At 73.8% G+C, this 21,311-nt stretch carries 21 protein-coding genes; 6 read left to right on the top strand and 15 right to left on the bottom strand.

The genetic code is table 11. From position 1 onward, the window contains the following. Positions 1 to 24: 24 nt before the first annotated feature. The 4 genes from AC1Q5D_RS08560 to AC1Q5D_RS08545 are packed head-to-tail and all read right to left on the bottom strand — an operon-like array spanning position 25 to position 3,577. Positions 25 to 417 (bottom strand): universal stress protein, encoded by a 393-nt coding sequence (locus AC1Q5D_RS08560; protein WP_481738163.1) that lies wholly within the window; start codon positions 415 to 417, stop codon positions 25 to 27. Further along, complete coding sequence (locus tag AC1Q5D_RS08555; RefSeq protein ID WP_481738226.1) at positions 414 to 2,009, bottom strand: tripartite tricarboxylate transporter permease; 1,596 nt, start codon at positions 2,007 to 2,009, stop codon at positions 414 to 416. Before AC1Q5D_RS08555 ends, AC1Q5D_RS08560 begins: the two co-directional genes overlap by 4 nt. 51 nt (positions 2,010 to 2,060) lie before the next feature. Further along, positions 2,061 to 2,564 (bottom strand): tripartite tricarboxylate transporter TctB family protein, encoded by a 504-nt coding sequence (locus AC1Q5D_RS08550; protein ID WP_481738162.1) that lies wholly within the window; start codon positions 2,562 to 2,564, stop codon positions 2,061 to 2,063. Continuing rightward, entirely contained in the window at positions 2,561 to 3,577 is a 1,017-nt protein-coding gene (locus AC1Q5D_RS08545) for a Bug family tripartite tricarboxylate transporter substrate binding protein (protein ID WP_481738161.1), read from the bottom strand. The genes AC1Q5D_RS08550 and AC1Q5D_RS08545 overlap by 4 nt, the downstream gene beginning before the upstream one ends. A gap of 215 nt (positions 3,578 to 3,792) precedes the next feature. Here AC1Q5D_RS08545 and AC1Q5D_RS08540 point away from each other — a divergent pair, with 215 nt between their 5' ends. Together AC1Q5D_RS08540 and AC1Q5D_RS08535 are read left to right on the top strand one after the other, a co-directional pair. Next, the gene (locus AC1Q5D_RS08540) at positions 3,793 to 5,358 is read left to right on the top strand and encodes a sensor histidine kinase (protein WP_481738225.1); all 1,566 of its coding nucleotides are present in this window, start codon (positions 3,793 to 3,795) and stop codon (positions 5,356 to 5,358) included. Continuing rightward, positions 5,355 to 6,056, top strand: coding sequence for a response regulator (locus tag AC1Q5D_RS08535; RefSeq protein WP_481738160.1), 702 nt, complete (start codon positions 5,355 to 5,357; stop codon positions 6,054 to 6,056). The genes AC1Q5D_RS08540 and AC1Q5D_RS08535 overlap by 4 nt, the downstream gene beginning before the upstream one ends. A 15-nt stretch (positions 6,057 to 6,071) precedes the next feature. Here the strand turns inward: AC1Q5D_RS08535 and AC1Q5D_RS08530 are convergent, their stop codons facing one another. The 6 genes from AC1Q5D_RS08530 to AC1Q5D_RS08505 are packed head-to-tail and all read right to left on the bottom strand — an operon-like array spanning position 6,072 to position 12,919. Then, a complete protein-coding gene (locus tag AC1Q5D_RS08530; RefSeq protein ID WP_481738159.1) occupies positions 6,072 to 6,698 on the bottom strand; it encodes a dihydrofolate reductase family protein in 627 nt (208 codons plus the stop codon). Then, positions 6,695 to 7,561 carry an HpcH/HpaI aldolase/citrate lyase family protein gene (locus tag AC1Q5D_RS08525; protein ID WP_481738158.1) on the bottom strand — a complete coding sequence of 289 codons (867 nt, stop codon included), beginning with the start codon at positions 7,559 to 7,561 and terminating at the stop codon, positions 6,695 to 6,697. The genes AC1Q5D_RS08530 and AC1Q5D_RS08525 overlap by 4 nt, the downstream gene beginning before the upstream one ends. Next, complete coding sequence (locus tag AC1Q5D_RS08520) at positions 7,558 to 8,067, bottom strand: MaoC family dehydratase (protein ID WP_481738157.1); 510 nt, start codon at positions 8,065 to 8,067, stop codon at positions 7,558 to 7,560. The genes AC1Q5D_RS08525 and AC1Q5D_RS08520 overlap by 4 nt, the downstream gene beginning before the upstream one ends. A gap of 15 nt (positions 8,068 to 8,082) precedes the next feature. Next, positions 8,083 to 9,246: an acyl-CoA dehydrogenase family protein gene (locus tag AC1Q5D_RS08515; protein WP_481738156.1), complete on the bottom strand. Its 1,164-nt coding sequence runs from the start codon at positions 9,244 to 9,246 to the stop codon at positions 8,083 to 8,085. Between the two features lies 1 nt (position 9,247). Then, on the bottom strand, positions 9,248 to 11,302 hold the full coding sequence (locus tag AC1Q5D_RS08510; protein ID WP_481738155.1) for an acetyl/propionyl/methylcrotonyl-CoA carboxylase subunit alpha: 2,055 nt from the start codon (positions 11,300 to 11,302) through the stop codon (positions 9,248 to 9,250). Between the two features lie 9 nt (positions 11,303 to 11,311). Continuing rightward, positions 11,312 to 12,919 (bottom strand): carboxyl transferase domain-containing protein, encoded by a 1,608-nt coding sequence (locus AC1Q5D_RS08505; protein ID WP_481738154.1) that lies wholly within the window; start codon positions 12,917 to 12,919, stop codon positions 11,312 to 11,314. A 92-nt stretch (positions 12,920 to 13,011) separates the two neighbouring features. Here AC1Q5D_RS08505 and AC1Q5D_RS08500 point away from each other — a divergent pair, with 92 nt between their 5' ends. The 3 genes from AC1Q5D_RS08500 to AC1Q5D_RS08490 all read left to right on the top strand — a co-directional run bounded on the left by AC1Q5D_RS08500 (position 13,012) and on the right by AC1Q5D_RS08490 (position 14,859). Further along, positions 13,012 to 13,668, top strand: a complete 657-nt coding sequence (locus AC1Q5D_RS08500; RefSeq protein ID WP_481738153.1) for an SACE_7040 family transcriptional regulator — start codon at positions 13,012 to 13,014, stop codon at positions 13,666 to 13,668. 28 nt (positions 13,669 to 13,696) lie between these two features. Continuing rightward, positions 13,697 to 14,167, top strand: a complete 471-nt coding sequence (locus AC1Q5D_RS08495) for a GNAT family N-acetyltransferase (RefSeq protein WP_481738152.1) — start codon at positions 13,697 to 13,699, stop codon at positions 14,165 to 14,167. 65 nt (positions 14,168 to 14,232) lie between these two features. Next, positions 14,233 to 14,859: a PepSY domain-containing protein gene (locus AC1Q5D_RS08490; protein ID WP_481738151.1), complete on the top strand. Its 627-nt coding sequence runs from the start codon at positions 14,233 to 14,235 to the stop codon at positions 14,857 to 14,859. A gap of 20 nt (positions 14,860 to 14,879) precedes the next feature. Here AC1Q5D_RS08490 and AC1Q5D_RS08485 read toward each other — a convergent pair whose 3' ends face one another. The 3 genes from AC1Q5D_RS08485 to pdhA are packed head-to-tail and all read right to left on the bottom strand — an operon-like array spanning position 14,880 to position 18,457. Continuing rightward, a complete protein-coding gene (locus tag AC1Q5D_RS08485; RefSeq protein ID WP_481738150.1) occupies positions 14,880 to 16,337 on the bottom strand; it encodes a dihydrolipoamide acetyltransferase family protein in 1,458 nt (485 codons plus the stop codon). Next, positions 16,338 to 17,339: an alpha-ketoacid dehydrogenase subunit beta gene (locus AC1Q5D_RS08480; RefSeq protein ID WP_481738149.1), complete on the bottom strand. Its 1,002-nt coding sequence runs from the start codon at positions 17,337 to 17,339 to the stop codon at positions 16,338 to 16,340. Further along, on the bottom strand, positions 17,336 to 18,457 hold the full coding sequence (gene pdhA, locus AC1Q5D_RS08475) for a pyruvate dehydrogenase (acetyl-transferring) E1 component subunit alpha (RefSeq protein ID WP_481738148.1): 1,122 nt from the start codon (positions 18,455 to 18,457) through the stop codon (positions 17,336 to 17,338). The genes AC1Q5D_RS08480 and pdhA overlap by 4 nt, the downstream gene beginning before the upstream one ends. A 181-nt stretch (positions 18,458 to 18,638) precedes the next feature. Here pdhA and AC1Q5D_RS08470 point away from each other — a divergent pair, with 181 nt between their 5' ends. Continuing rightward, the gene (locus AC1Q5D_RS08470; RefSeq protein ID WP_481738147.1) at positions 18,639 to 19,103 is read left to right on the top strand and encodes an Lrp/AsnC family transcriptional regulator; all 465 of its coding nucleotides are present in this window, start codon (positions 18,639 to 18,641) and stop codon (positions 19,101 to 19,103) included. Positions 19,104 to 19,254: 151 nt separating this feature from the next. Here AC1Q5D_RS08470 and AC1Q5D_RS08465 read toward each other — a convergent pair whose 3' ends face one another. Beyond that, the gene (locus AC1Q5D_RS08465; RefSeq protein ID WP_481738146.1) at positions 19,255 to 20,880 is read right to left on the bottom strand and encodes a solute symporter family protein; all 1,626 of its coding nucleotides are present in this window, start codon (positions 20,878 to 20,880) and stop codon (positions 19,255 to 19,257) included. Then, entirely contained in the window at positions 20,877 to 21,272 is a 396-nt protein-coding gene (locus AC1Q5D_RS08460; RefSeq protein WP_481738145.1) for a DUF485 domain-containing protein, read from the bottom strand. Before AC1Q5D_RS08460 ends, AC1Q5D_RS08465 begins: the two co-directional genes overlap by 4 nt. Positions 21,273 to 21,311 lie beyond the last annotated feature (39 nt).

The raw sequence follows: 21,311 nt of genomic DNA, 5'->3' as shown, positions 1-21,311 counted from the left end.
CCCGGGCCGCGGCGGCCCGGCCCGCTAGTCCGGCTTCACCGCCAGGACCGGGCAGGGGGCCTGCAGCAGGACCCGTTGCGCCGTGCTGCCCAGCAGGAGCTTCCCGACGGGGCTTCGGCGCCGCAGGCCGATGACGATGGCCTCCGCCGATTCGGCCTCCGCCGCGTCGAGCAGCTCCTGCGCGGCGTCGCCGGCGTCGAACCGGTGGTCGACCCGGTAGTCGACGCCGGCGGCGTCGAGCCGGGAGCGCAGCGCATCGACGCCCTCCGCCGACGCGAAGCGCTGGTCGACGGCGGCGTCCCCGCGCGAGGTGTTGATGACCACGAGGCGGGCGCCGCGTCGCCGTGCCTCGCCCAGGGCGTGCTCCAGGGCGGCCTCGCCCTCGGCGGTGGGGATGTATCCGACGACGACGCTCATGGCCGTGACTCCTCTCGGTGGGCCGCGTGGCGGCCGGTGGTGGTGGTGTCCGCCTGGCCGTCCGTCGCGCCCTCCGGGGCGGCGCCGTCCGGGGTGGTCCCGTCCGGGCTGGTCCCGTCCGGGCCGCCCAAGACGGGGCCGTCCGGGTCGCGCGGGGTGCCGCGGAGCCGGCGCACGCCGGCCACGAGCAGCGGCAGGGCCAGCAGGAGCGCGATCAGCAGGTAGACCACGACCGCGACGGGCTCGGAGAACAGGCCGGCCGGGTCGCCGGCGCTCAGCTGCAGCGAGGTGCGCAGCTTGTCCTCGATGCGGGGTCCGAGGATCACGCCCAGGATCAGCGGCAGCACGGGCAGGCCGTAGCGGCGCATCGCGAAGCCGAGCAGGCCCAGGGCGAGCAGCAGCATGAGGTCGAACGCCTGCAGGTTGACCGCGTACGCGCCCAGCGCCGCGAAGAACAGGATCCCCGCGTACAGGTACGGGCGCGGGATCTGCAGCAGCTTGGCCCAGACGGGGGCCAGCGGCAGGTTGATCAGCACCAGCAGGGTGTTGCCGATGAACAGGCTCGCGATCAGCGCCCACACCAGCTCCGGCTCGTTCTCCAGGAGCAGGGGGCCGGGCTGGATGCCGTACTGGATGAACGCGGCGAGCATGATCGCCGCCGTCGCGTTGGTCGGCAGGCCGAGTGCCAGCATCGAGGTCATGGTGCCCGCGGCCGACGCGTTGTTCGCGGCCTCCGGGCCCGCCACGCCCTCGATCGCGCCGTGGCCGAACTCCTCGCGGTGCTTGGAGAGCCGCTTCTCCGTCACATAGGACAGGAAGGTGGGCACCTCGGCGCCGCCGGCGGGCAGGGCCCCGAACGGGTAGCCGTAGACGGTGCCGCGCAGCCACGGCTTCCAGGACCGCTTCCAGTCCTGGCGGCCCATCCAGGGCCGCCCCACGGGGATGGTGCTGGTCGGCTTCCGGCGCAGGTGCGCGGCGATCCACAGGGCCTCGCCGACGGCGAAGATGGCGACGGCGACGACGACGACGTCGAGCCCGTCCACGAGCAGGGGCTGGTCGAAGACCAGGCGCCGCTGGCCCGTGACGGGGTCCATGCCGACCAGCCCGATGCCCAGGCCGAGCCCGAGGGCGGCGAAGCCGCGCAGTTTGGACTGGCCCAGGACGGCGGTGACGGCGACGAGGGCCAGGAGCATGATCGCCAGGTAGCTCGGGTCCCCGAGGGAGACGGCGAACGCCACGACGATCGGCGCGACCGCGACGAGCAGCGCCGTGCCGATGGTGCCGGCGACGAACGAGCCGATCGCCGCCGTGGCCAGGGCCTGCGCGGCGCGGCCCGCCTTGGCCATCTTGTGTCCCTCGAGCGCCGTGATCACGGTCGCGGACTCGCCGGGCGTGTTGAGCAGGATCGAGGTCGTCGACCCGCCGTACATGCCGCCGTAGTAGATGCCGGCGAACATGATGAACGCGCTCGAGGCCTCGAGCCCGTACGTGACGGGGAGCAGCAGCGCGACGGCCATGGCCGGGCCGATGCCCGGCAGCACCCCGACGGCGGTGCCGAGCAGCACGCCGACGAACGCGTAGAGCAGGTTCATCGGCGTGGCGGCGGTCGCGAAGCCGTCCAGCAGCAGGTTGAGTGTCTCCACCTAGAGCACCCCCTCGAGGATCCCGGCCGGCAGTTTGATGCCGAGGCCGAGGTAGAAGCCGTAGAAGGTCAGGAGGGACAGGGCGACCGCGATCAGCGGGTCCCGGACCCAGTGGCGGCTGCCCAGCGCCGTCACGGCGCCCCAGAACAGCAGCGTGCCGGCGACGACCCAGCCGAGCGTGTCGATCACGAGGGCGGCGACCAGGAAGACGCCGATGAGCGGCAGGACGGTCTTCCAGTCGGTCGGCGTCCCGGGCTCGATGTCCTCGCCCTCCTCGGCCGGGGCGTGGTCGCCGCGGACGACGCGCACCGCGAGGACGACGGCGCAGACCAGCAGCAGGCCGCCCACGAGGTAGGGGAACGTCGCCGGTCCGATGGGGTCGGCCTGGGAGTACGGGACGCGCAGCCGGGACGCGTCCCAGATGGCGAGCGCCCCGGCCGCCCCGAGCAGGGCCGCGAGGCCCAGCTCGGAGCGGTCCTTCAGCCAAGTGCGGGCAGAACTCATTCCAGGCCCAGCTTCTCCAGCGTGTTGGCGACCCGGTCGTCCTGCTCGGTCAGGAACTGCTCGAAGTCGTCGCCGGTCTCGAAGGCGTCGATCCACTGGTTGGCCTCGAGCGCCTCGTCCCACTCCGGGGACTCGTGCATCCGGGTCACGGCGCCGATGAGCTGCTCGCGGTCGGCGTCGGAGATCTCCGGCGGGGCGACGATGCCGCGCCAGTTCGTGAAGACCAGGTCGATGCCGGAGTCCGTGAGCGTCGGGGCGTCGATGCCCTCGATGGGCTCCTCGCCGCTGACGGCCAGGACGCGGATGTCGCCCTTCTCGATCTGCTGCTGGAACTCGCTCGGGCCGGTGGCGGCCGCGTCGATCTTCCCGCCCAGCAGGGCGGGCAGCAGGTCGCCGCCGCCGTCGTAGGAGACGAAGTTGACCTTCTTCGGGTCGATGCCGACCGCCTCCGCCAGCTGCATCGGCAGCAGGTGGTCCGGACCGCCCGGCGAGGAGCCGCCGCCGACGCTGACCTTGGCGGGGTCCTGCTTCCACGCGGCGATCAGGTCGTCGATGGTCTTGTAGGGCGAGTCCTTCGGGACGACGATGGCGCCCGGCTCCTCGATGAGCTTGGCGATGGGGGTCGTGTCCGTCAGCTTCGCCTCGGTGTCGTTCGTGTAGCTGGCACCCACGACGCCCAGGCCCATCAGCATGGCCAGGTCGCCGTTGCCCTTCTCGTTGACGGTCCGGGCGAGCCCGACGGTGCCGCCGGCGCCCGCGAGGTTGAAGACCTCGATGGAGTCGGCGATGCCGGCGTCCTCCATGGCCTTGGCCGCGACGCGGGCGGTGGTGTCGTAGCCGCCGCCGGCCGTGTTGGGGACCATGATCCGCAGCCCCGTCAGCTGCTCCTGGGAGGCCGACGCACCGGCGGCGCCCTCCTCGGCGGTGCTGCCGCCGGTGACCCCGCAGCCGGTCGCGGCGAGTGCGAGGCCCGCGGCCATGGCCAGCAGGCCGGTTCCCTTGCGTACGCGCATTGTTCCGTCCTCTTTTGTCCTGTGGTGGGTGAACGAGACCCACGTTACGAATGCCGGTGACGCCGGTCACCGTTGTGGTCGCAGTGGACATTGTGGTCTTTGTGTTCCCGTACCCCGCCGGGGCGGGCGGCGCCCGGCGGTATCGTTTCACCGTCCCCGCCCGCCGTCGAAGGAGCGCCATGGCCCCCGGAACAGCGCCGCGCCCCCGGCGCCGGATGTCGCTGGCCGGCCAGTACCTGCTGCTGCAGCTGCTGATCGTGGCGGTCGTGCTCGCCGGGGTGTTCGCGATCTCCGTGGCGCAGTCGACGCGCGCGTTCGAGCGCACCGAGAGCCGGCGGGCGCTCTCCGCCGCCGAAACCCTCGCGGCCCTGCCGGTGGTCCGGGGGACGCTGCAGGACACCGAGCCGCGCATGGGGGCGGCCCTGCCGGCGGCCACCGAATCCGTGCGGGCGCTCTCGGGCACGAGCCTCGCGCTGCTGGCGACGCCGGACGGGACGGTCGTGGCCTCGACCGACCCGACCCTGCTGGGCGACGGGCTGCCGCGCCCCGCCGGCACGCAGCCCGGCCGCGCCTGGACCGGCCACGCGGGACTCGGCGGGCGGGAGACCCTGGCCGCGTACGTGCCCGTGATCGGCAACGACGGCGGGGTGGCCGGGACGGCCGTCGTGGCCCGCGAGTACCCCCCGTTCGTCGAACTGGCCGCGGCGGCGACACCGAACCTGGCCGTGTACCTGGGCATCTCCCTGGCCCTGGGCACGGCCGGGTCCCTGCTGCTGTCGCGGCGGGTCAAGCGGCAGACGCTCGGCCTGGAGCCGCGGGAGATCGCCGCCCTGGCGGAGCACCGCGAGGCCGTGCTGCACGGGATCAAGGAGGGCGTGGTCGCCGTCGACGGCTCGGGCCGGATCACCGTGGCCAACCTGCCGGCCCGGGACCTGCTGGGCCTGCCGCCGGACGCCGTCGGCCGTCCGGTCGCCGGGCTCGCGCTCGAGCCGGCGGTCCGGGACGCCCTGCTGGAACAGGACGCCATCACGGACCGCGTGGTCCTGGCCGGCGAGCGCCTGCTCGTGCTCAACCGCCGGCCCATCGGCACGGGCGGCCGCGTCGAGGGGGCCGTGACGACCCTGCGCGACCGGACGGAGCTGGAGACCCTGGAGCGTGAGCTGGGCACCACGCGGGCGACCACGGAGATGCTGCGGGCCCAGACCCACGAGTTCGCGAACCAGCTGCACACGATCTCCGGGCTGATCCAGCTCGGCCGCTACGACGCCGTCGTCGGTTTCGTGGACGGCATCCAGGAGGACCGGACGGCGTTCCGCGACGCCGTCGCCGCGCGCATCGCTGACCCGGCCGTGGCCGCCCTGCTGGTTGCCAAGTCGAGCCTCGCGGCCGAACGGGGGGTGCGCCTGGTGGTGGAGCCGGCCTCGTCCCTCGGGGAGGTCGGCGACGACCTGGCCCGGGACCTGTCCTCCGTCGTCGGCAACCTCGTCGACAACGCGCTGGACGCGTCGGCGGGCTCGCCCGGCGCGGAGGTGTCGGTCCGCGTCGAGGACGTGGGCGGGCGCGTCCGGGTCACGGTCGCCGACTCCGGGCCCGGGGTCCCCGAGGGCGACCTGGACGCCGTGTTCCGCCAGGGGTACAGCACCAAGGGCGCGCCGCGCGGGGACCGCGGCTACGGGCTGGCGATCGTCCGGGCGGTGTGCGCCCGCCGCGGCGGGCGCGTCGCGGTGCGCAACGACGACGGCGCCGTGTTCACGGCCGAACTGGGGAAGGGATCCGTATGACCACCGTCCTGATCGTCGACGACGACTTCATGGTCGCCAGCGTCCACGCGGGATTCGTGCAGGACGTGCCCGGCTTCTCCGTGGTGGGGGTCGCACACACGGGGTCGGAGGCCCTGGCCGCGGCGCGCCGGCTCCAGCCGGACCTGGTGCTGCTGGACATCTACCTGCCGGACGCGTTCGGGGTCGACCTGCTGCCCCGCCTGCGCGAGGCGTCCCCGCAGACGGACGTGATCGTCGTCAGCGCGGCGCGGGAGGCCGAGACCATCCGCCGCGGGCTGCGCGGGGGCATCGTCAACTACCTCATCAAGCCGTTCAAGGCCGCCGACCTGCGCGCCAAGCTGGAACAGTACCGCCGGCTGCACGAGTCGCTCGGCGCGGGGGCCGGACCCGCCGACCAGGCGGAGGTGGACCGGCTCTTCGGCGCGGCCGGGGACGCACGCCCGCCCAAGGGGTACAGCCAGGAGACGTTGAGCCTGGTCGAGGACCTGCTGCGCCGCCGCGGCGGGGACGTCTCCGCCACGGAGGCCGCGGAGGCGTTGGGGACGTCGCGCGTGAGTACCCGCCGGTACCTGGAGCTGCTCGTGGAGAGCGGGCGGGCGCGCGTGGGGCTGAAGTACGGGACCGTGGGCCGGCCCGAGCGCCGCTACGGGTGGATCGACCCGGCGGGCGGGTCGGCCCCGGGCGGGGCCGGGCCCTAGGAGCCGGCGGACGGGCTAGGCGTCGCCGGGCCCGGGGCCGTAGCTGCCGTGCGCGGGCGGCCCCGCCGTCTCGTACGTGTGGACGGCCAGGCCCGCCGTCGTCGACACCGACCCCACGAGGCGCAGCCCGGCCGGCGCGCCGCCGTCGGGAAAGAGCCGCCGGCCCTGGCCGAGGACGACCGGGGCGACGACGAGGCGCAGGGTGTCCAGCAGGCCCGCCGCCAGCAGGGACTGGGCGAGCGTGGCGCTCCCGTGGATCTGCAGCTCCCGGCCGGGCCGGGCCTTGAGCGCGGCCACCTCCTCGGGGACGTCGCCGGCGAGGAGCGTGCTCGGTTCCCAGTCCGCGGACTCCAGGGTGCGGGAGGCGACGTACTTGGGCAGCCCGTTCATCAGTCCGGTGAACGGGTCCCCGGGGTCCGTGATGCGCGGCCAGTCCCGGGCGAAGGCCTCGTAGGTCCGCCGCCCGAGGAGCAGCCCGTCCGCCTCGCGCAGCCAGGCGGCGGCCAGGTCGATGAACTCGCCGTCGACGAAGGGCACGAACCAGCCGCCCTGCGTGAAGCCGCCGCTCGGGTCCTCGTCGGGCGAGCCGGGGCCCTGGGCGACGCCGTCGAGGGACAGGAACTCGGTCAGGACCAGTTTCATGGGGACTCCTCCCGGTTGCGGCGGGCCAGCGACCGGGCGTGGCGCAGCACCACCTCGTCCACCATGCGCCCCCGGAAGCGGAACGCGCCAGACTCCGTGCGCGCGGCCTCCAGGACGCCGCGCGCCCATTCGAGCTCCCCGGGGTCGGGCGCGTAGGCCCGGCGGATCGCCTCCACCTGGGCGGGGTGGATGCACGCGGTGGCCGCGAATCCGCTGGCGACGGCGTCGCGGGCCTCCGCGCTCAGCCCCGCCTCGTCGGCGAGGTCGAGGTGCACGGCGTCGATGGCCGCCTTCCCGTGCGCCCCGGCGGCGAGGCGCACGGCGGCGCGGGCGTGGCGGGCGACGTCGCGGTACGTCCCGTCGGGGTGCCGGCTCGAGGTGCCGCCGAGGGAGGCCACCAGGTCCTCCGCGCCCCACATCAGGGCCACGGTGCCGGGCTCCGCCGCCAGCTCGCCGGCCCGGTGGACGCCGCGGGCCGTCTCGCACAGGGCGACGACCCCGTAGCCGTCGAGCGCGCGGACCTGCTCCGGGTCCTCGGCCTTCGCGAGCATGGCCAGCCGGTAGCCGGTGCCGCGCAGTGCCTCCAGGTCGCGGGCGAAGTCCTCCGTGCCGGCCGGGTTGACGCGCACGATCGTGCGCTCCGGGTCCAGCGGGGTCGCGGCCAGCGCCCGGCGCGCGGCCGGCCGGTCGGCGGGCAGCACGGCGTCCTCGAGGTCGACGACGACCGCGTCCGCGCGCGCGGCCGCCTTCGCGTAGCGCTCCGGCCGGTCCGCGGGAACGAACAGGATCGCCGGGCCCAGCCCGAACGCCGCCGCCCCGCCGTCGTCCGTTCCGGGCCGGAACCCGCCCTCCGGCGCGTTCACGCCGTCGTCTCCCCGCGCCGGGCCGCCTCGTGGGCCTCGCGCGTCCACATGAGGCAGCTGCGCGTGACCTCGGCGACGGTGGCGCCGTGCTGGTTGCGTCCGGTGTGCCGGAACGTGGCGATCCCCTGGCCGGGCCGCGACCGCGACGGGCGGGCCTCGACCACCTCCGTCTCCGTGTAGAGCGTGTCGCCGTGGTGGACCGGGTGGGGGAAGCGCACGTCGGTCAGCCCGAGCTGGCCGACGATCGTGCCCTGGGTCAGCTGGGGCACGGACTGCCCGACGACGGTGGCCAGCGTGAGCATCGAGTTCACGAGCCGCTGCCCGAACGGCTGCGTGGCGCTCCACGCCGCGTCCAGGTGCAGGGCCTGGGTGTTCATCGTCATGGTCGTGAACAGCACGTTGTCGGCCTCCGTGAGCGTGCGGCCCGGCCGGTGCACGTACACGGCCCCGGTCTGCAGCTCGTCCAGGTACAGGCCCCGCTGTTCGATGCGCGGCGCGTCGTCCATCTGCCGTCCCCTCCCCTACAGCCCGAGTTCGCGGGCGATGAGCATCAGCTGGACCTCGGTCGTGCCCTCGCCGACCTCGAGGATCTTCGAGTCCCGGTAGTGCCGGGAGACCAGGAACTCGTTCATGAACCCGTACCCGCCGAAGACCTGGGTGGCGTCGCGGGCGTTGTCCATGGCCGCCTCCCCGGCGACCAGCTTCGCGATGGCCGCCTCCGTCTTGAACGGCTTGCCCGCGAGCATCTTCGACGCGGCCGCGTAGTAGGCCAGCCGCGCCGTGTGGGCCCGGGCCTGCATGCGGGCGATCTTGAACTGGATGCCCTGGTGGCTGCCGATGTTCGTGCCGAACGCGTGGCGCTCCTTCGCGTAGCGCACGGACTCGTCGACGCAGCCCTGTGCGGCGCCGGTGGCCAGGGCGGCGATCGCGATGCGGCCCTCGTCGAGGATGGACAGGAAGTTCGCGTAGCCGCGGCCCCGCTCCCCCAGCAGGTTCGACTCCGGGACCCGGACGTCGCGCAGGGTCAGGGGGTGGGTGTCGGAGGCGTTCCACCCCACCTTGTTGTAGGCCTTCTCGGCGGTGAAGCCCGGGGTCCCGGCCGGGACCACGATGGTGGAGATCTCCTTCCTGACGCTGCCGTCCGGCCCCTCGCTGGTTCCGGTCACGGCGGTGACGGTGACGTGCTGGGTGATGTCCGTGCCGGAGTTGGTGATGAATTCCTTGGTCCCGTTGAGGACCCACTGCCCGTCCTCCAGCCGCGCCGTGGTGCGCGTGCCGCCGGCGTCGGAGCCCGCCTCCGGCTCCGTGAGCCCGAAGCCGGCGAGCGCCTCGCCGGACGCCAGGGCGGGCAGCCACGCCCGCTTCTGCTCCTCGGTGCCGAACCGGTAGACCGGCATCGCGCCGAGGGAGACCCCGGCCTCGAGCGTGATGGCGACGGACTGGTCGACGCGGCCGAGCTGCTCGAGCGCGAGGGCGAGCGCGAAGTAGTCGCCGCCCTGGCCCCCGTACTCCTCGGGAAACGGGAGGCCGAAGAGCCCGAGCTCCCCCATCTGCCGCACGATGCCGTACGGGAAGCTGTGCTCCGCGTCGTGGTGCGCGGAGACCGGGGCGACGACCTCGTCGGCGAATTCGCGGACGGTGTCGACGAGGTCCTGGTGTTCCTCGCTCAGTTCGAGGTTCGGCATGCTACTGGTTCCCTTCGGGGTCGGGGTGGACGGTGGCGAGCACCTGGCCCTTGGCCACCTGGTCGCCGAGGCGGGCGTGGAGGGTGACGGTGCCGGCGACGGCGGCGGTCAGGGCGTGCTCCATCTTCATGGCTTCGACGCCGACCAGCTTCTGGCCTGCCGCGACCCGGTCGCCCGTGGCAACCGCCAGCGAGGCGACCGTGCCGGGCATCGGCGCCTTCGCCTCCGGATCCGCGGGGGCGCCGCCGCGGTCGACGGCGGCCAGCTGGCGGGCCAGGCGCTCCCTTCGGTCCAGCAGGCGCACCCGTGCGCCCCCGCCGGACGCGCTGACCCAGACGGTGTGCCCTCCGGCGTCGGCGGGGTCGGGCAGCGCGTCCACGGGCAGCGTGTGGCCGTCGACGGCGTAGCGGCCTGCGCCGGGCACGTCGTCCACCGTGTGGGTGCGGTCCCCGAGGCGCAGCAGCACCCGGGTGCCGCCCCCGGGGGCGGGGCGCGGCGGCCCGGCCTCGACCGCGACCGTCTCCTCCCCCGTCTCGAGTTCGAGGCGGCGCGGGTGCGGGCGCCCGGCCCGCCAGCCGTCCGCGGCATGCCACGGGTCCGCGCTGGCGGGGACGGCGGTGAGCAGCCGGTGGGCCGCGGCCGCGAGCTCCGCGTCCGTGGGCGGCACCGGGGCCGGGGTGCCCCGGCGGTCGATGAGGTTGGTGTCGAGCCGCCCCGCGGCGACCGCCGGGTCGGCGAGCAGCGAACGCAGGTAGGCCGTGTTGGTCGCGACGCCGAAGACGCGGGTCGCGGCGAGCGCCGCGTCGAGCCGGGCGAGCGCCGTGGCGCGGTCGGGCCCGTGGGCGATGACCTTCGCGACCATGGGGTCGTAGTCCGGGCCGATGGTGGCGGGCCCGTCCAGCATCGCGTCCACCCGCAGGCCCGGTCCGGAGGGCGCCCGGTAGTGGAAGACGCGCCCGGTCGAGGGCAGGAACCCGGAGGCGGGGTCCTCGGCGTAGACGCGGGCCTCGACGGCGTGGCCGGCCAGGCCGACGTCCGCCTGGGCGATGGAGAGCCGCTCCCCCGCGGCGATGCGCACCTGCCACTCGACGAGGTCCACCCGCTCCCCGCGGACCCGCACGACCTCCTCCGTGACCGGGTGCTCGACCTGGAGCCGGGTGTTCATCTCCATGAAGAAGAACTCGTCCGGGTCGGCGTCGGAGACCAGGAACTCGACGGTCCCGGCCCCGGTGTACCCGACGGACAGCGCGGCGTCGACGGCCGCCCGCCCGAGCCGCTCCCGCAGCGCGGCGCCGCCGTCGTACCCCTCCAGCAGGGGCGCGGGCGCCTCCTCGATGACCTTCTGGTGGCGGCGCTGCAGCGAGCACTCGCGCTCGCCGAGGTGGATGGCGTGGCCGTGCGCGTCCGCGAGGACCTGGACCTCGATGTGGCGGGGGCTGCGGACGAGCCGCTCGAGCAGCAGCGTGTCGTCGCCGAAGGCCCCCAGCGCGGTGCGGCGCGCGGTGGCGAGCGCGTCGGGCAGCGCGTCCGGCGCCTCGACGGCGACCATGCCCTTGCCCCCGCCCCCGGCGGAGGGCTTGATGAGCAGCGGGAAGCCGACGCCGGAGGCGGCCGCGACGAGTTCGGGATCCGCGAGCCCGGGCCGGGCCACGCCGGGGACCGTCGGCACGCCCGCGGCGGCGACGTGGTTCTTGGCGCGGATCTTGTCGCCCATGACCTCCAGCGCGTGCGTCCCCGGTCCGATGAACGCGATGCCGGCCTCCGCGAGCGCCCGCGCGAACGCGGCGTTCTCGGCCAGGAACCCGTAGCCGGGGTGCACCGCCCGGGCCCCGGTGGCCCGGCAGGCGCGGAGCACGGCGTCGGTGTCGAGGTAGCTCTGGGCGGCCGGGGCCGGACCGAGCCGGACGGCCTCGTCGGCCTCGCGGACGTGCAGGGCGCCGGCGTCGGCGTCCGAGTAGACGGCGACGGAGCGGATCCCGAGGCGGCGCAGCGTGCGGACGACGCGCACGGCGATCTCGCCGCGGTTGGCGACCAGGACGGTGTCGAAGAGTTCCATGGGTGTGACCTACATCCGGAAGACGCCGAAGGAGGTCTCCGGCAGGGGTTGGCGGGAGACGACATCCAGGGCCATGCCCAGGACGCGGCGGGTGTCGGCCGGGTCGATGATGCCGTCGTCCCAGAGCCGGGCGGTCGAGTAGTAGGGGTTGCCCTGGGCCTCGTACTGCTCGCGGATGGGCGCCCTGAACGCCTCCTCGTCCGCGGCGGACCAGTCCTCGCCGCGGGCCTCGAGCCCGTCCCGGCGGACGGTGGCCAGGACGGAGGCGGCCTGGTTGCCGCCCATGACGGAGATCCGGGCCGCCGGCCACATCCAGAGGAAGCGCGGCGAGTACGCGCGCCCGCACATCGAGTAGTTCCCGGCCCCGAACGAGCCGCCGATCACGACGGTGAGCTTCGGGACCCGGCACGTGGCGACCGCGGTGACCATCTTGGCCCCGTCCTTGGCGATGCCCCCGGCCTCCGCGTCCCGGCCGACCATGAACCCCGAGATGTTCTGCAGGAACAGCAGCGGCACGCCGCGCTGGTCGCACAGCTCGATGAAGTGGGCGCCCTTGCGGGCCGACTCGGAGAACAGGACGCCGTTGTTCGCCACGATCCCCACCGGGTGGCCGTGGATGCGGGCGAACCCGGTGACGAGGGTGTCCCCGTGGCCGGCCTTGAACTCGTGGAAGGCGCTGGCGTCGACCAGCCGGGCGATGACCTCCCGCACGTCGTAGGGCGCGTTGACGTCGACGGGGACCACGCCGTAGAGCCCCTCCGGGTCGACGGCGGGGTCCTCGGCGTCCGCCACCTCCCAGGCGGGGGCCTGCGGCGGCGGCAGCGTGGCGACGATGTCGCGCACGATCTGCAGGGCGTGGGCGTCGTTCTCGGCCAGGTGGTCGGCGACGCCGGAGGTGTGGGCGTGCAGCTCGCCGCCCCCCAGCTCCTCCGCGGAGACCTCCTCGCCGATGGCCGCCTTCACGAGGGGCGGCCCGCCGAGGAAGATCGTGCCCTGGTTGCGCACGATCACGGTCTCATCGCTCATCGCCGGCACGTACGCGCCGCCGGCGGTGCAGGAGCCGAGGACGGCGGCGATCTGGGGCACCTTCGCGGCGGACAGGCGCGCCTGGTTGTAGAAGATGCGGCCGAAGTGCTCGCGGTCGGGGAAGACCTCGTCCTGTTTGGGCAGGAACGCCCCGCCCGAGTCGACGAGGTAGACGCACGGCAGCCCGTTCTCGAGGGCGATCTCCTGGGCCCGCAGGTGCTTCTTGACGGTCATCGGGTAGTAGGTCCCGCCCTTGGCGGTCGCGTCGTTGCAGACCACCATGACCTGGCGACCGTGGACCAGTCCGATGCCCGCGATGACCCCGGCCCCCGGGCTGGCGCCGTCGTACATCCCCTCCGCGGCGAGCGGTGCGACCTCCAGGAACGGGGACCCCTCGTCCAGCAGGCTGTCCACCCGGTCCCGCGGGAGGAGCTTGCCGCGGTCGGTGTGCCGTTTCCGTGACGCCTCGGGCCCGCCGAGCGCGACCGCGTCGAGGCGCTCGCGCAGCGCGTCGACCAAGGCGCGCTGGGCGGCCGCGTTCGCCGCGAATGCGTCGCCGGCCGCGTCCGCTCGGGTCTCGAGTCTCTCCATGTCGGCCTTCCCCGGGCCCGCCGCGGGGTCCCCGCCGGGCCGTTCGGTTAGTATCTATTAACTGAAATCGACGGTACTGTTCAGGCACCGGAATGTCCAGCAACTTCCGTGGCGCGGGCCACACGATCGGGGAAACCATGGCGATGGCGGACGGGGAGCCGACGACGGGGCGCAGCGCCGCGAAGGCCAGCCGCCGCTCGACGCTGCTCGCCGAGGCCGCCCGGCTGTTCGCGCGACACGGGTACAACGGGGTCTCCATCGAGGACCTCGGCGCTGCGTGCGGAATCAGCGGGCCGGCCGTCTACCGGCACTTCCCCGGCAAGGCCGCCGTCCTCGGCGCGCTGCTGGTGGGCGTGAGCGAGGACCTCCTGGAGGGCGGCCGGCGGGTCGAGGCCGGGGACGGGGACCCCATCGAGGTCCTGCGCCGGCTGTGCCGCTTCCACGCGGACTTCGCCCTGGACCACCCGGACGTGATCCGGGTGCAGGACCGGGACCTGTCGAGCCTCGCGCCGGAGGACGGGGCCCTGGTGCGCCGGCTCCAGCGCGAGTACGTCGACGTGTGGGCCGGACAGCTGCGCAGGCTCCACGGCGACGAGGACCTCGACGCCGCGCGGTCCCGGGCCCACGCGGTCTTCGGCCTCATCAACTCCACGCCGCACTCGGCCCATGCGGGCCGGACGGCGCGGGAGACGATGCACGCGCGCCTCGTCACGATGGCCGTGGCCGCCCTCACGGTCCCGGTAGGCTAGGCGCAGGACAACGACCCCGAGGAAAGGGATGGCAGTGAGGCTACGCCCCGTGGAGCCGACGGACTTGGACAAGTTCTTCGAGCACCAGCAGGACCCCGAAGCGCAGACGATGGCCGCCTTCATCGCGAAGAACCCGGCCGACCGCGGCGTCTTCAACTACCACTGGGGCCTCATGCTCCGCGACCCCGAGACGGTGGCGCGCACCATCGAGCACGACGGCGAGGTCGCCGGCTCGATCATCGCCTACCCCAACGAGGGCACCCCCGAGATCAGCTTCTGGACCGACAAGAAGTTCTGGGGCCGCGGCATCACCACCTCGGCCGTCGACGCGTTCCTGGCCGAGTTCACGCAGCGCCCCGTGCGGGCCCGCGTCGTCACCGACAACATCGGCTCCCAGAAGGTCCTCGAGCGCCGCGGCTTCAAGGTCATCGGCGAGAACGAGGACTTCGCCAACGCCCGCGCCGCGGTCGTGAAGGAATACGTCATGGAGCTCGCCTAACGAGTCCCGGGCGGGCCTTCCCCGCACCACTGGCCCCGCCGCCCCGCGCGTGTTACCCAAGACGCATGAGGCACACCACAGCATCGAAGTACGCATCCATGGCGGCGGCCGGGCTGCTGGCCACTGCCCTCCTGACGGCGTGCGACACCGGTTCCGACGCCGCCGAGGACGGGGCCGCGGGCGGCCCGACGGCCGCGCCCGACACCAGCTCCTCGGCGGCCGGGGGCACGTCCGCCTCGGATTCGGCCCCGCCGTCGTCCGGGTCCGCCGCCTCCGGCGGCGCCGCCGCGGGCGGGGACCAGGCGGTCGCCGCCATCGCGGCCGCGACGTCCGGTGGCGGCAAGGCCATCGAGCTGGACCGCGAGGACACCGAGGAGGGGTTCAAGGTCACTGTCCTGGAGGGCGAGACCGCCCGCGAGGTCCGGATCGGGCCGGACGGCCAGGCGCAGGACGAGGAGCGCGGGGAACGGCTGGACGCGGACGAGCTCGCCGCGGCGGAGGCCGCCACGGTCGAGCTCTCCGAGGCCCTGCGGACGGCCCTCGGCGAGGCCCCGGACCGCGTCGTCGACGAGGCCGAACTGGACGACCGCAACGACACGGTCGCCTGGAAGGTCTCGCTCGACTTGCCGGACCGCCCCGACGACAACCAGGAGGTCTACGTCGACGCGGCCACCGGCGACGTCATCAAGTAGCGCGCCGCGGACGGCCCGCGTCACACCATCGCGACCAGCATCCCGGGGTCGGACAGGATGGTGCCGACGTCGGCCAGGAACCGCGAGCCCTGCTCGCCGTCGACCACGCGGTGGTCGAACGAGAGGCTCAGGGTCACCACGTCGCGCAGCGCGATCCCGCCTTGGTGCTCCCACGGCAGGCGCCGGACCTGTCCCAGGGCCAGGATCGCCGACTCCCCGGGGTTGAGGATCGGCGTGCCGGCGTCGACGCCGAACACGCCGACGTTCGTGATCGAGACCGTCCCCCCGCGCAGGTCCTCCGGCCGGGTCGCGCCGGCGCGTGCGGCCTCCACCAGCCCGGACAGGGCAGCGGCCAGGCCCGTCAGGTCGAGGGCCTGCGCGTCCTTGATGTTCGGCACGAGCAGCCCGCGCGGGGTGGCGGCCGCGATCCCGAGGTTCACGTAGCCGAAGCGCACGATCTCCCCGGCCTCCTGGTCCCAGCGCGAGTTCAGCGACGGGTTGCGCGCCAAGGCCAGGCACACGGCCCTGGCGACGACGGCCAGCACGTTCAGCCGCAGCCCGCGGAACTCGGGCCGGCTCCGGATCCGCTCGAGCAGGGCCAGGGTCTCGGTGGCGTCGACGGTCAGGAACTCCGTGGCGTGGGGGGCCGTGAACGCGCTGGCCACCATGGCCTCGGCCGTCGCCTTGCGGACCCCCTTGATCGGCGTGCGCTCCTCGCGGGGCGCGCCGTTCAACGTGGGCGCCGCGCCGGCCACCGCCGGCCCGGAGGCGGGGGTGGACGGCGCGGCCGCCCCGGCCCCCGCCGCCTCCTCGACGTCCGAGCGCGTGATCAGTCCGCGGGGTCCCGTGCCGGAGACCGCGTCCAGGTCCACGCCCAGGTCCCTGGCGAGCTTGCGCACCGGCGGGGTGGAGCGCGGCCGCTCGGCGGGCGACGGGTTCCCCGATCCCGCGGCGCCGGCCTCGGTGGCGGACTGGGCGCCGCCCGCCGCGGCAGGGGCGGGGGCAGCAGGCGCCGGGGCTGGCGGCGCCACGGACGCATCCGCCGCCCGCCGGGTCCGGCGCGCGGGACGGCCGTTGGACTCCGCCGCGGCGCCGTAGCCGACGAGCGTCGGCGTGCGCCGCGGCGCCGCTTCGCCGTCGTCCTGCGCCCCGGCACCGCCGTCCGCGGTGCCGGGGCCCGCGGCGGCGGCCGCGCCCTCGCCCTGCCCACCCTCGCCCTCCCGGCCGGTGCCGGGCAGGTCGAAGGAGACGATCGGCTTGCCCACCTCGACGGTGGCGCCGGGCTGCTCGTGGATCCGCGCGATGCGTCCCGCGTAGGGCGACGGAAGCTCGACGACGGCCTTGGCCGTCTCGACCTCCCCGATCACCTGGTTCAGTTCCACGGTGTCGCCCTCGGCGACGCGCCACGAAACGATCTCGGATTCGGTCAGTCCCTCCCCCAGGTCGGGGAGCCGGTACACCTTCAGCACGGTACTCATCTAGCCTTCCAGACTGCTCAGTGAGTTGGGGCGGTCCAGGACCCGGTCGACGCCATCGAGGATCCGGTCCAGGTCGGGCAGGTGGTGGGACTCGAGCTTCGACGGCGGGTAGGGGATGTCGAACCCGGTCACCCTCACGGGGGCGTGCTCCAGGTGGTAGAAGCAGCGCTCGACGACGGACGAGGCGATCTCCGCGCCGAGCCCGACGTGCCGGCCCGCCTCGTGTGCGACGACGAGCCGGCCCGTCTTGCGCACGGACGCCTCCACCGTGCCGAAGTCGATCGGCGACAGCGAACGCAGGTCCACGACTTCGAGCGAGACCCCCTCGTCCGCGGCGGCCACGGCCGCGTCCAGCGCCGTCTTGACCATGGGGCCGTACGCCACGAGCGTCGCGTCCGAGCCCTCGGCCACGACCCGGGCCTCGCCCATCGGGATGCCGGCGTCCTCCTCGTCGAGCTCGGCCTTGACGTGGTAGCGCCGTTTGGGCTCGAGGAAGACGACCGGGTCGTCGCAGGCGATCGCCTGGCGGATCATCGTGTAGGCGTCCTGCGGGTTCGATGGGCTGACGACGCGCAGTCCGGCGGTGTGGGCGAAGTACGCCTCCGGGGATTCGGAGTGGTGCTCGGGCGAACCGATGCCGCCGCCATACGGGATGCGGATGGTCAGCGGGACGCGCAGGCTGCCGCGCGTCCGGTAGTGCAGCTTGGCGACCTGGCTGACGATCTGGTCGAACGCCGGGTACACGAAGCCGTCGAACTGGATTTCGACGACGGGGCGGAACCCGCGGTAGGCGAGGCCGATCGCGGTGCCCACGATGCCGGACTCGGCCAGCGGCGAGTCCAGGACGCGGTGCTCGCCGAAGTCCTTCTGCAGCCCGTCGGTGATGCGGAAGACCCCGCCGAGCCGGCCGATGTCCTCCCCCATGAGCACGACCTTCCCGTCGTCCTCCATGGCGCGGCGCAGGCCGGCGTTGATGGCCTTGCCGAACGTCGTGGCGGTCACCGCGGCTCCCCCGTCCCCTCGAATTGGTCCAGGTACAGGCGGTACTCCTCGCGCTGGCGCTCCAGCCACGGGTGCTCCTCCGCGTACGCGTGGTCGAACACGCTCAGCGGCTCGGGGTCGGCCATCTGCGCGATGCCCAGGCGCAGGTGCGCGGCCGCCCGGTCGGCCTCCGCCTGGGCCCCGGCCCGGACGGAGGCGACGTCGGCTCCCCGGAGCCCGAGCAGCGCCTCGACCCGGGCGATCGGGTCCCGGGCGCGCCAGGCCTCCAGGTCCGCCTCCGTCCGGTAGCGGGTGGGGTCGTCGGCGGTGGTGTGGGCGCCCATCCGGTAGGTGACGGCCTCGATGAAGCTCGGCCCGCTGCCGGTGCGGGCCCGGTCGAGCGCCCAGCGGGTGGCCCCGAGGACGGCGAGGACGTCGTTGCCGTCGACGCGCATGGAGGGGATCCCGAAGCCGGGCGCCCGGTCCGCGAGCGGCGTGCGCGACTGCACCGTGACGGGCTCGGAGATCGCCCAGCCGTTGTTCTGGCAGAAGAAGACGCAGGGCGCCTGGTAGCTCGCGGCGAACACCATGGCCTCGTTGACGTCGCCCTGGCTGGTGGCGCCGTCCCCGAAGTACGTGACGGCGGCCTGGTCGCCGCCGTCCATCGCGATGCCCATGGCGTAGCCGGCGGCGTGCAGGGCCTGCGAGCCGATGACGATCTGCGCGGTGGCCACGTTGAACTCGTGCGGGTCCCAGCCGCCGTTGGCGTTGCCGCGCCACACGCGCAGGATGTCCACCGTGTCGATGCCCCGCACGTACATGACGCCGGTCTCGCGGTAGGACGGGAACACGAAGTCGTCCCCGCGCAGGGCGTGGACGGAGCCGATCTGGGCCGCCTCCTGGCCCAGCAGTGGCGGCCAAAGCGCCAACTCGCCCTGCCGCTGCAGGGCGGTGGCCTCCGTGTCGATGCGCCGCGCCGCCACCATGTCCCGGTGCAGGCGGGTCAGCATCGCGTCGTCGACGTCCTCGACCCAGGGGTCGAGCTCGGAATCCGGGCGCCGTTCGCCATTCGGGGCGATCAGCTGGATGGGATCGCCACCCCGCCCCGTGTGGACCGGCGCTGCCTCGTGGACGGTCACGTCGCACACCCTTCCGTGGTTGGTCCGGCGGGGCCGCGCGGGGTGTGCGCGGTCCGCCGTGGGGCGTCATCGCCCCGTTGCTGTGACCGTACTCACATCGCACACGACGCACAACCACCCCGAGGAAACCTGCGCAGGATGCACTGTGTCGTCCACCACTACCATGCTACGGTTGCGCATCATGCACCCCTTGGACGAGACCGACCGCCGCCTGCTCGACGCGCTCGCGGAGGACCCGAAGGCCACCGTCGTCGCGCTCGCCCAGCGCCTCGGGATGTCCCGCAACACGGTGCAGGCGCGGATGGCGCGGCTGGAGAACCACGGGGCGTTCCTGCCGTTCGAGCGGCGCATCGACCCGGCGGCCCTGGGCTTCCCGCTGACCAGCTTCGTCCACATCCACGTCACGCAGTCCCTGCTGGCCGAGATCGTCCAGGAGCTGGCCCGGATCCCCGAGGTCGTGGAGGCGCACGGGCTGACCGGCAGCGCCGACATCCTGGCCCGCGTCGTCGCCCGCGGCGCCGAGGACCTGTTCCGCGTCCACGGCACGATCCTCGGGATCGCCGGCGTCGAGCGGGCGGACACGTCCCTGTCCATGACGGAGCTCATCCCCCACCGGACCCGCCCGCTGCTGCGCACGCAACCGTAGCCACCGGCGGCACAGCGCGGGGAGCGCGCACTCCCCGCGGCCGGGGGAACCCTCCGCGGCGGCCTCCCCCACGCGCGGAACCGGCCCCGCCGCGGGCTGCGGCGGGGCCGGTTCGGCCTCGGGGGCGCCGGTCGGCGGCGCGGGCCCGGCGCTAGTGCTCCACGGCTTTCTCGGCGCCGACGCCGGTGAGGGAACGGACCTCCATCTCGGCCGCGATGACCGGATCCTCCGTGCGGCGGTCCGTCACGGTGCCGATCCAGCCGAGCAGGAACGCCAGCGGGATGGACACGATGCCCGGGTTCTTCAGCGGGAAGAGGGCGAAGTCCGCGGTCGGGATCATCGAGGTCTCCGTGCCGGACATCACCGGGGAGAACACGATCAGCAGGATCGCCGCGGCGAGGCCGCCGTACATCGACCAGACGGCGCCGCGGGTCGTGAAGCGGCTCCAGAAGAGCGAGTAGACGATGGTCGGCAGGTTGGCGCTGGCGGCGACCGCGAAGGCCAGTGCCACCAGGAAGGCCACGTTCTGGCCCTGCGCGCCGATGCCACCCAGGATCGCCAGGACGCCGATGACCAGCACCGTCCGGCGGGCGACCTTGACCTCCTTCTCCGGGGTGGTGCGTCCCTTGGCGATGACGTTCGCGTAGATGTCGTGGGCGAACGACGCGGCGGCCGTGATGGTCAGGCCGGCGACCACGGCGAGGATCGTGGCGAAGGCGACGGCGGAGATGACGCCGAGCAGCAGGGACCCGCCCAGCTCGAACGCCAGCAGCGGGGCCGCCGAGTTCACGCCGCCCGGGGCGGCCTGGATGCGGTCGGGGCCGATGAGCGCCCCGGCGCCGTAGCCGAGGACCAGCGTGAACAGGTAGAACGCGCCGATCAGCCAGATCGCCCAGACCACGGACCGGCGGGCCTCCTTGGCCGTGGGGACCGTGTAGAAGCGCATCAGCACGTGCGGCAGGCCGGCGGTCCCGAGGACCAGGGCCATGCCGAGCGAGATGAAGTCGAGCTTGGACATCTCGCTGGCACCGTAGGCCAGGCCCGGGTTCAGCAGCGCCTCGTTGCCGGCCGTGGCGACGGCGTCGCCGAGCAGGGCCGAGAGGTTGAAGCCGTACATCGCCAGGACCCAGATGGTCATGATGAACGCGCCGGCGATGAGCAGGCAGGCCTTGATGATCTGCACCCAGGTGGTGCCCTTCATGCCGCCGACCAGCACGTAGAGGATCATCAGCGCGCCGACGACCGTGATCACCAAGGACTGGCCGAGCTTGTCGTCCACGCCGAGCAGCAGGGAGACGAGCGCCCCGGCGCCGGCCATCTGGGCCAGCAGGTAGAACACGCAGACGGCGAGCGTCGTGGTCGCCGCGGCGATGCGGATGGGGCGCTGGTTCAGCCGGAAGGACAGCACGTCCGCCATGGTGAACTTGCCGGTGTTGCGCAGCAGCTCCGCGACGAGCAGTAGGGCGACCAGCCAGGCGACGAGGAACCCGATGGAGTAGAGGAAGCCGTCGTAGCCGTTGATCGCGATCGCGCCGCAGATGCCCAGGAAGGAGGCGGCGGAGAGGTAGTCGCCGGCGATAGCGGTGCCGTTCTGGCCGCCGGAGAAGGAGCGGCCGCCCGCGTAGTAGTCGGCGGCGGTGCGGTTGTTCTTGCTGGCGCGCAGCACGACGACGAGGGTCACGCCGACGAACAGGGCGAAGATCAGGATGTTGACCCACGGGTTGCCGACGTTGGTCGTTTCGGCGGCGGCGGCCGCCACGGGGACGATGGCGCTCACTGGTTCTCTCCTTCGCGGGCGTCGCCGGCGGCGGCCTCGATGCGGTGGCGGATGGCCTCGGCCTGGGGGTCGAGCTTCTTGTTGGCGAACCGCACGTAGGCGGCGGTGATGGCGAACGTGGAGACGAACTGGAGCAGCCCGAGCACGAGGCCGACGTTGATGTTGCCGATCAGCTTGATGGACATGAATCCGTGCGCGTAGTCGGCCAGGAGCACGTAGGCGAAGTACCAGACCAGGAACGCGACGGTCATGGGGAACACGAAGCTGCGGTGCGTCCGGCGCAGCTCGCGGAACTCGGCGCTGGACTGCACCTGGGCGAAGTCCGTCGCCGGGTCCTGGGCGGTCCGTGCCTCGGACTCGGGGGCGTGCTCGCCGGTGGCGTGGGGGCCCATGGATCCTCCTCGGATGGGTGGGGCGGCGCCGGACGGCAC

The organism is Arthrobacter paludis, from assembly GCF_056782315.1.
Note: the sequence above shows the minus strand (reverse complement) of the source record. Positions and strands in the feature narration are given on the sequence as shown.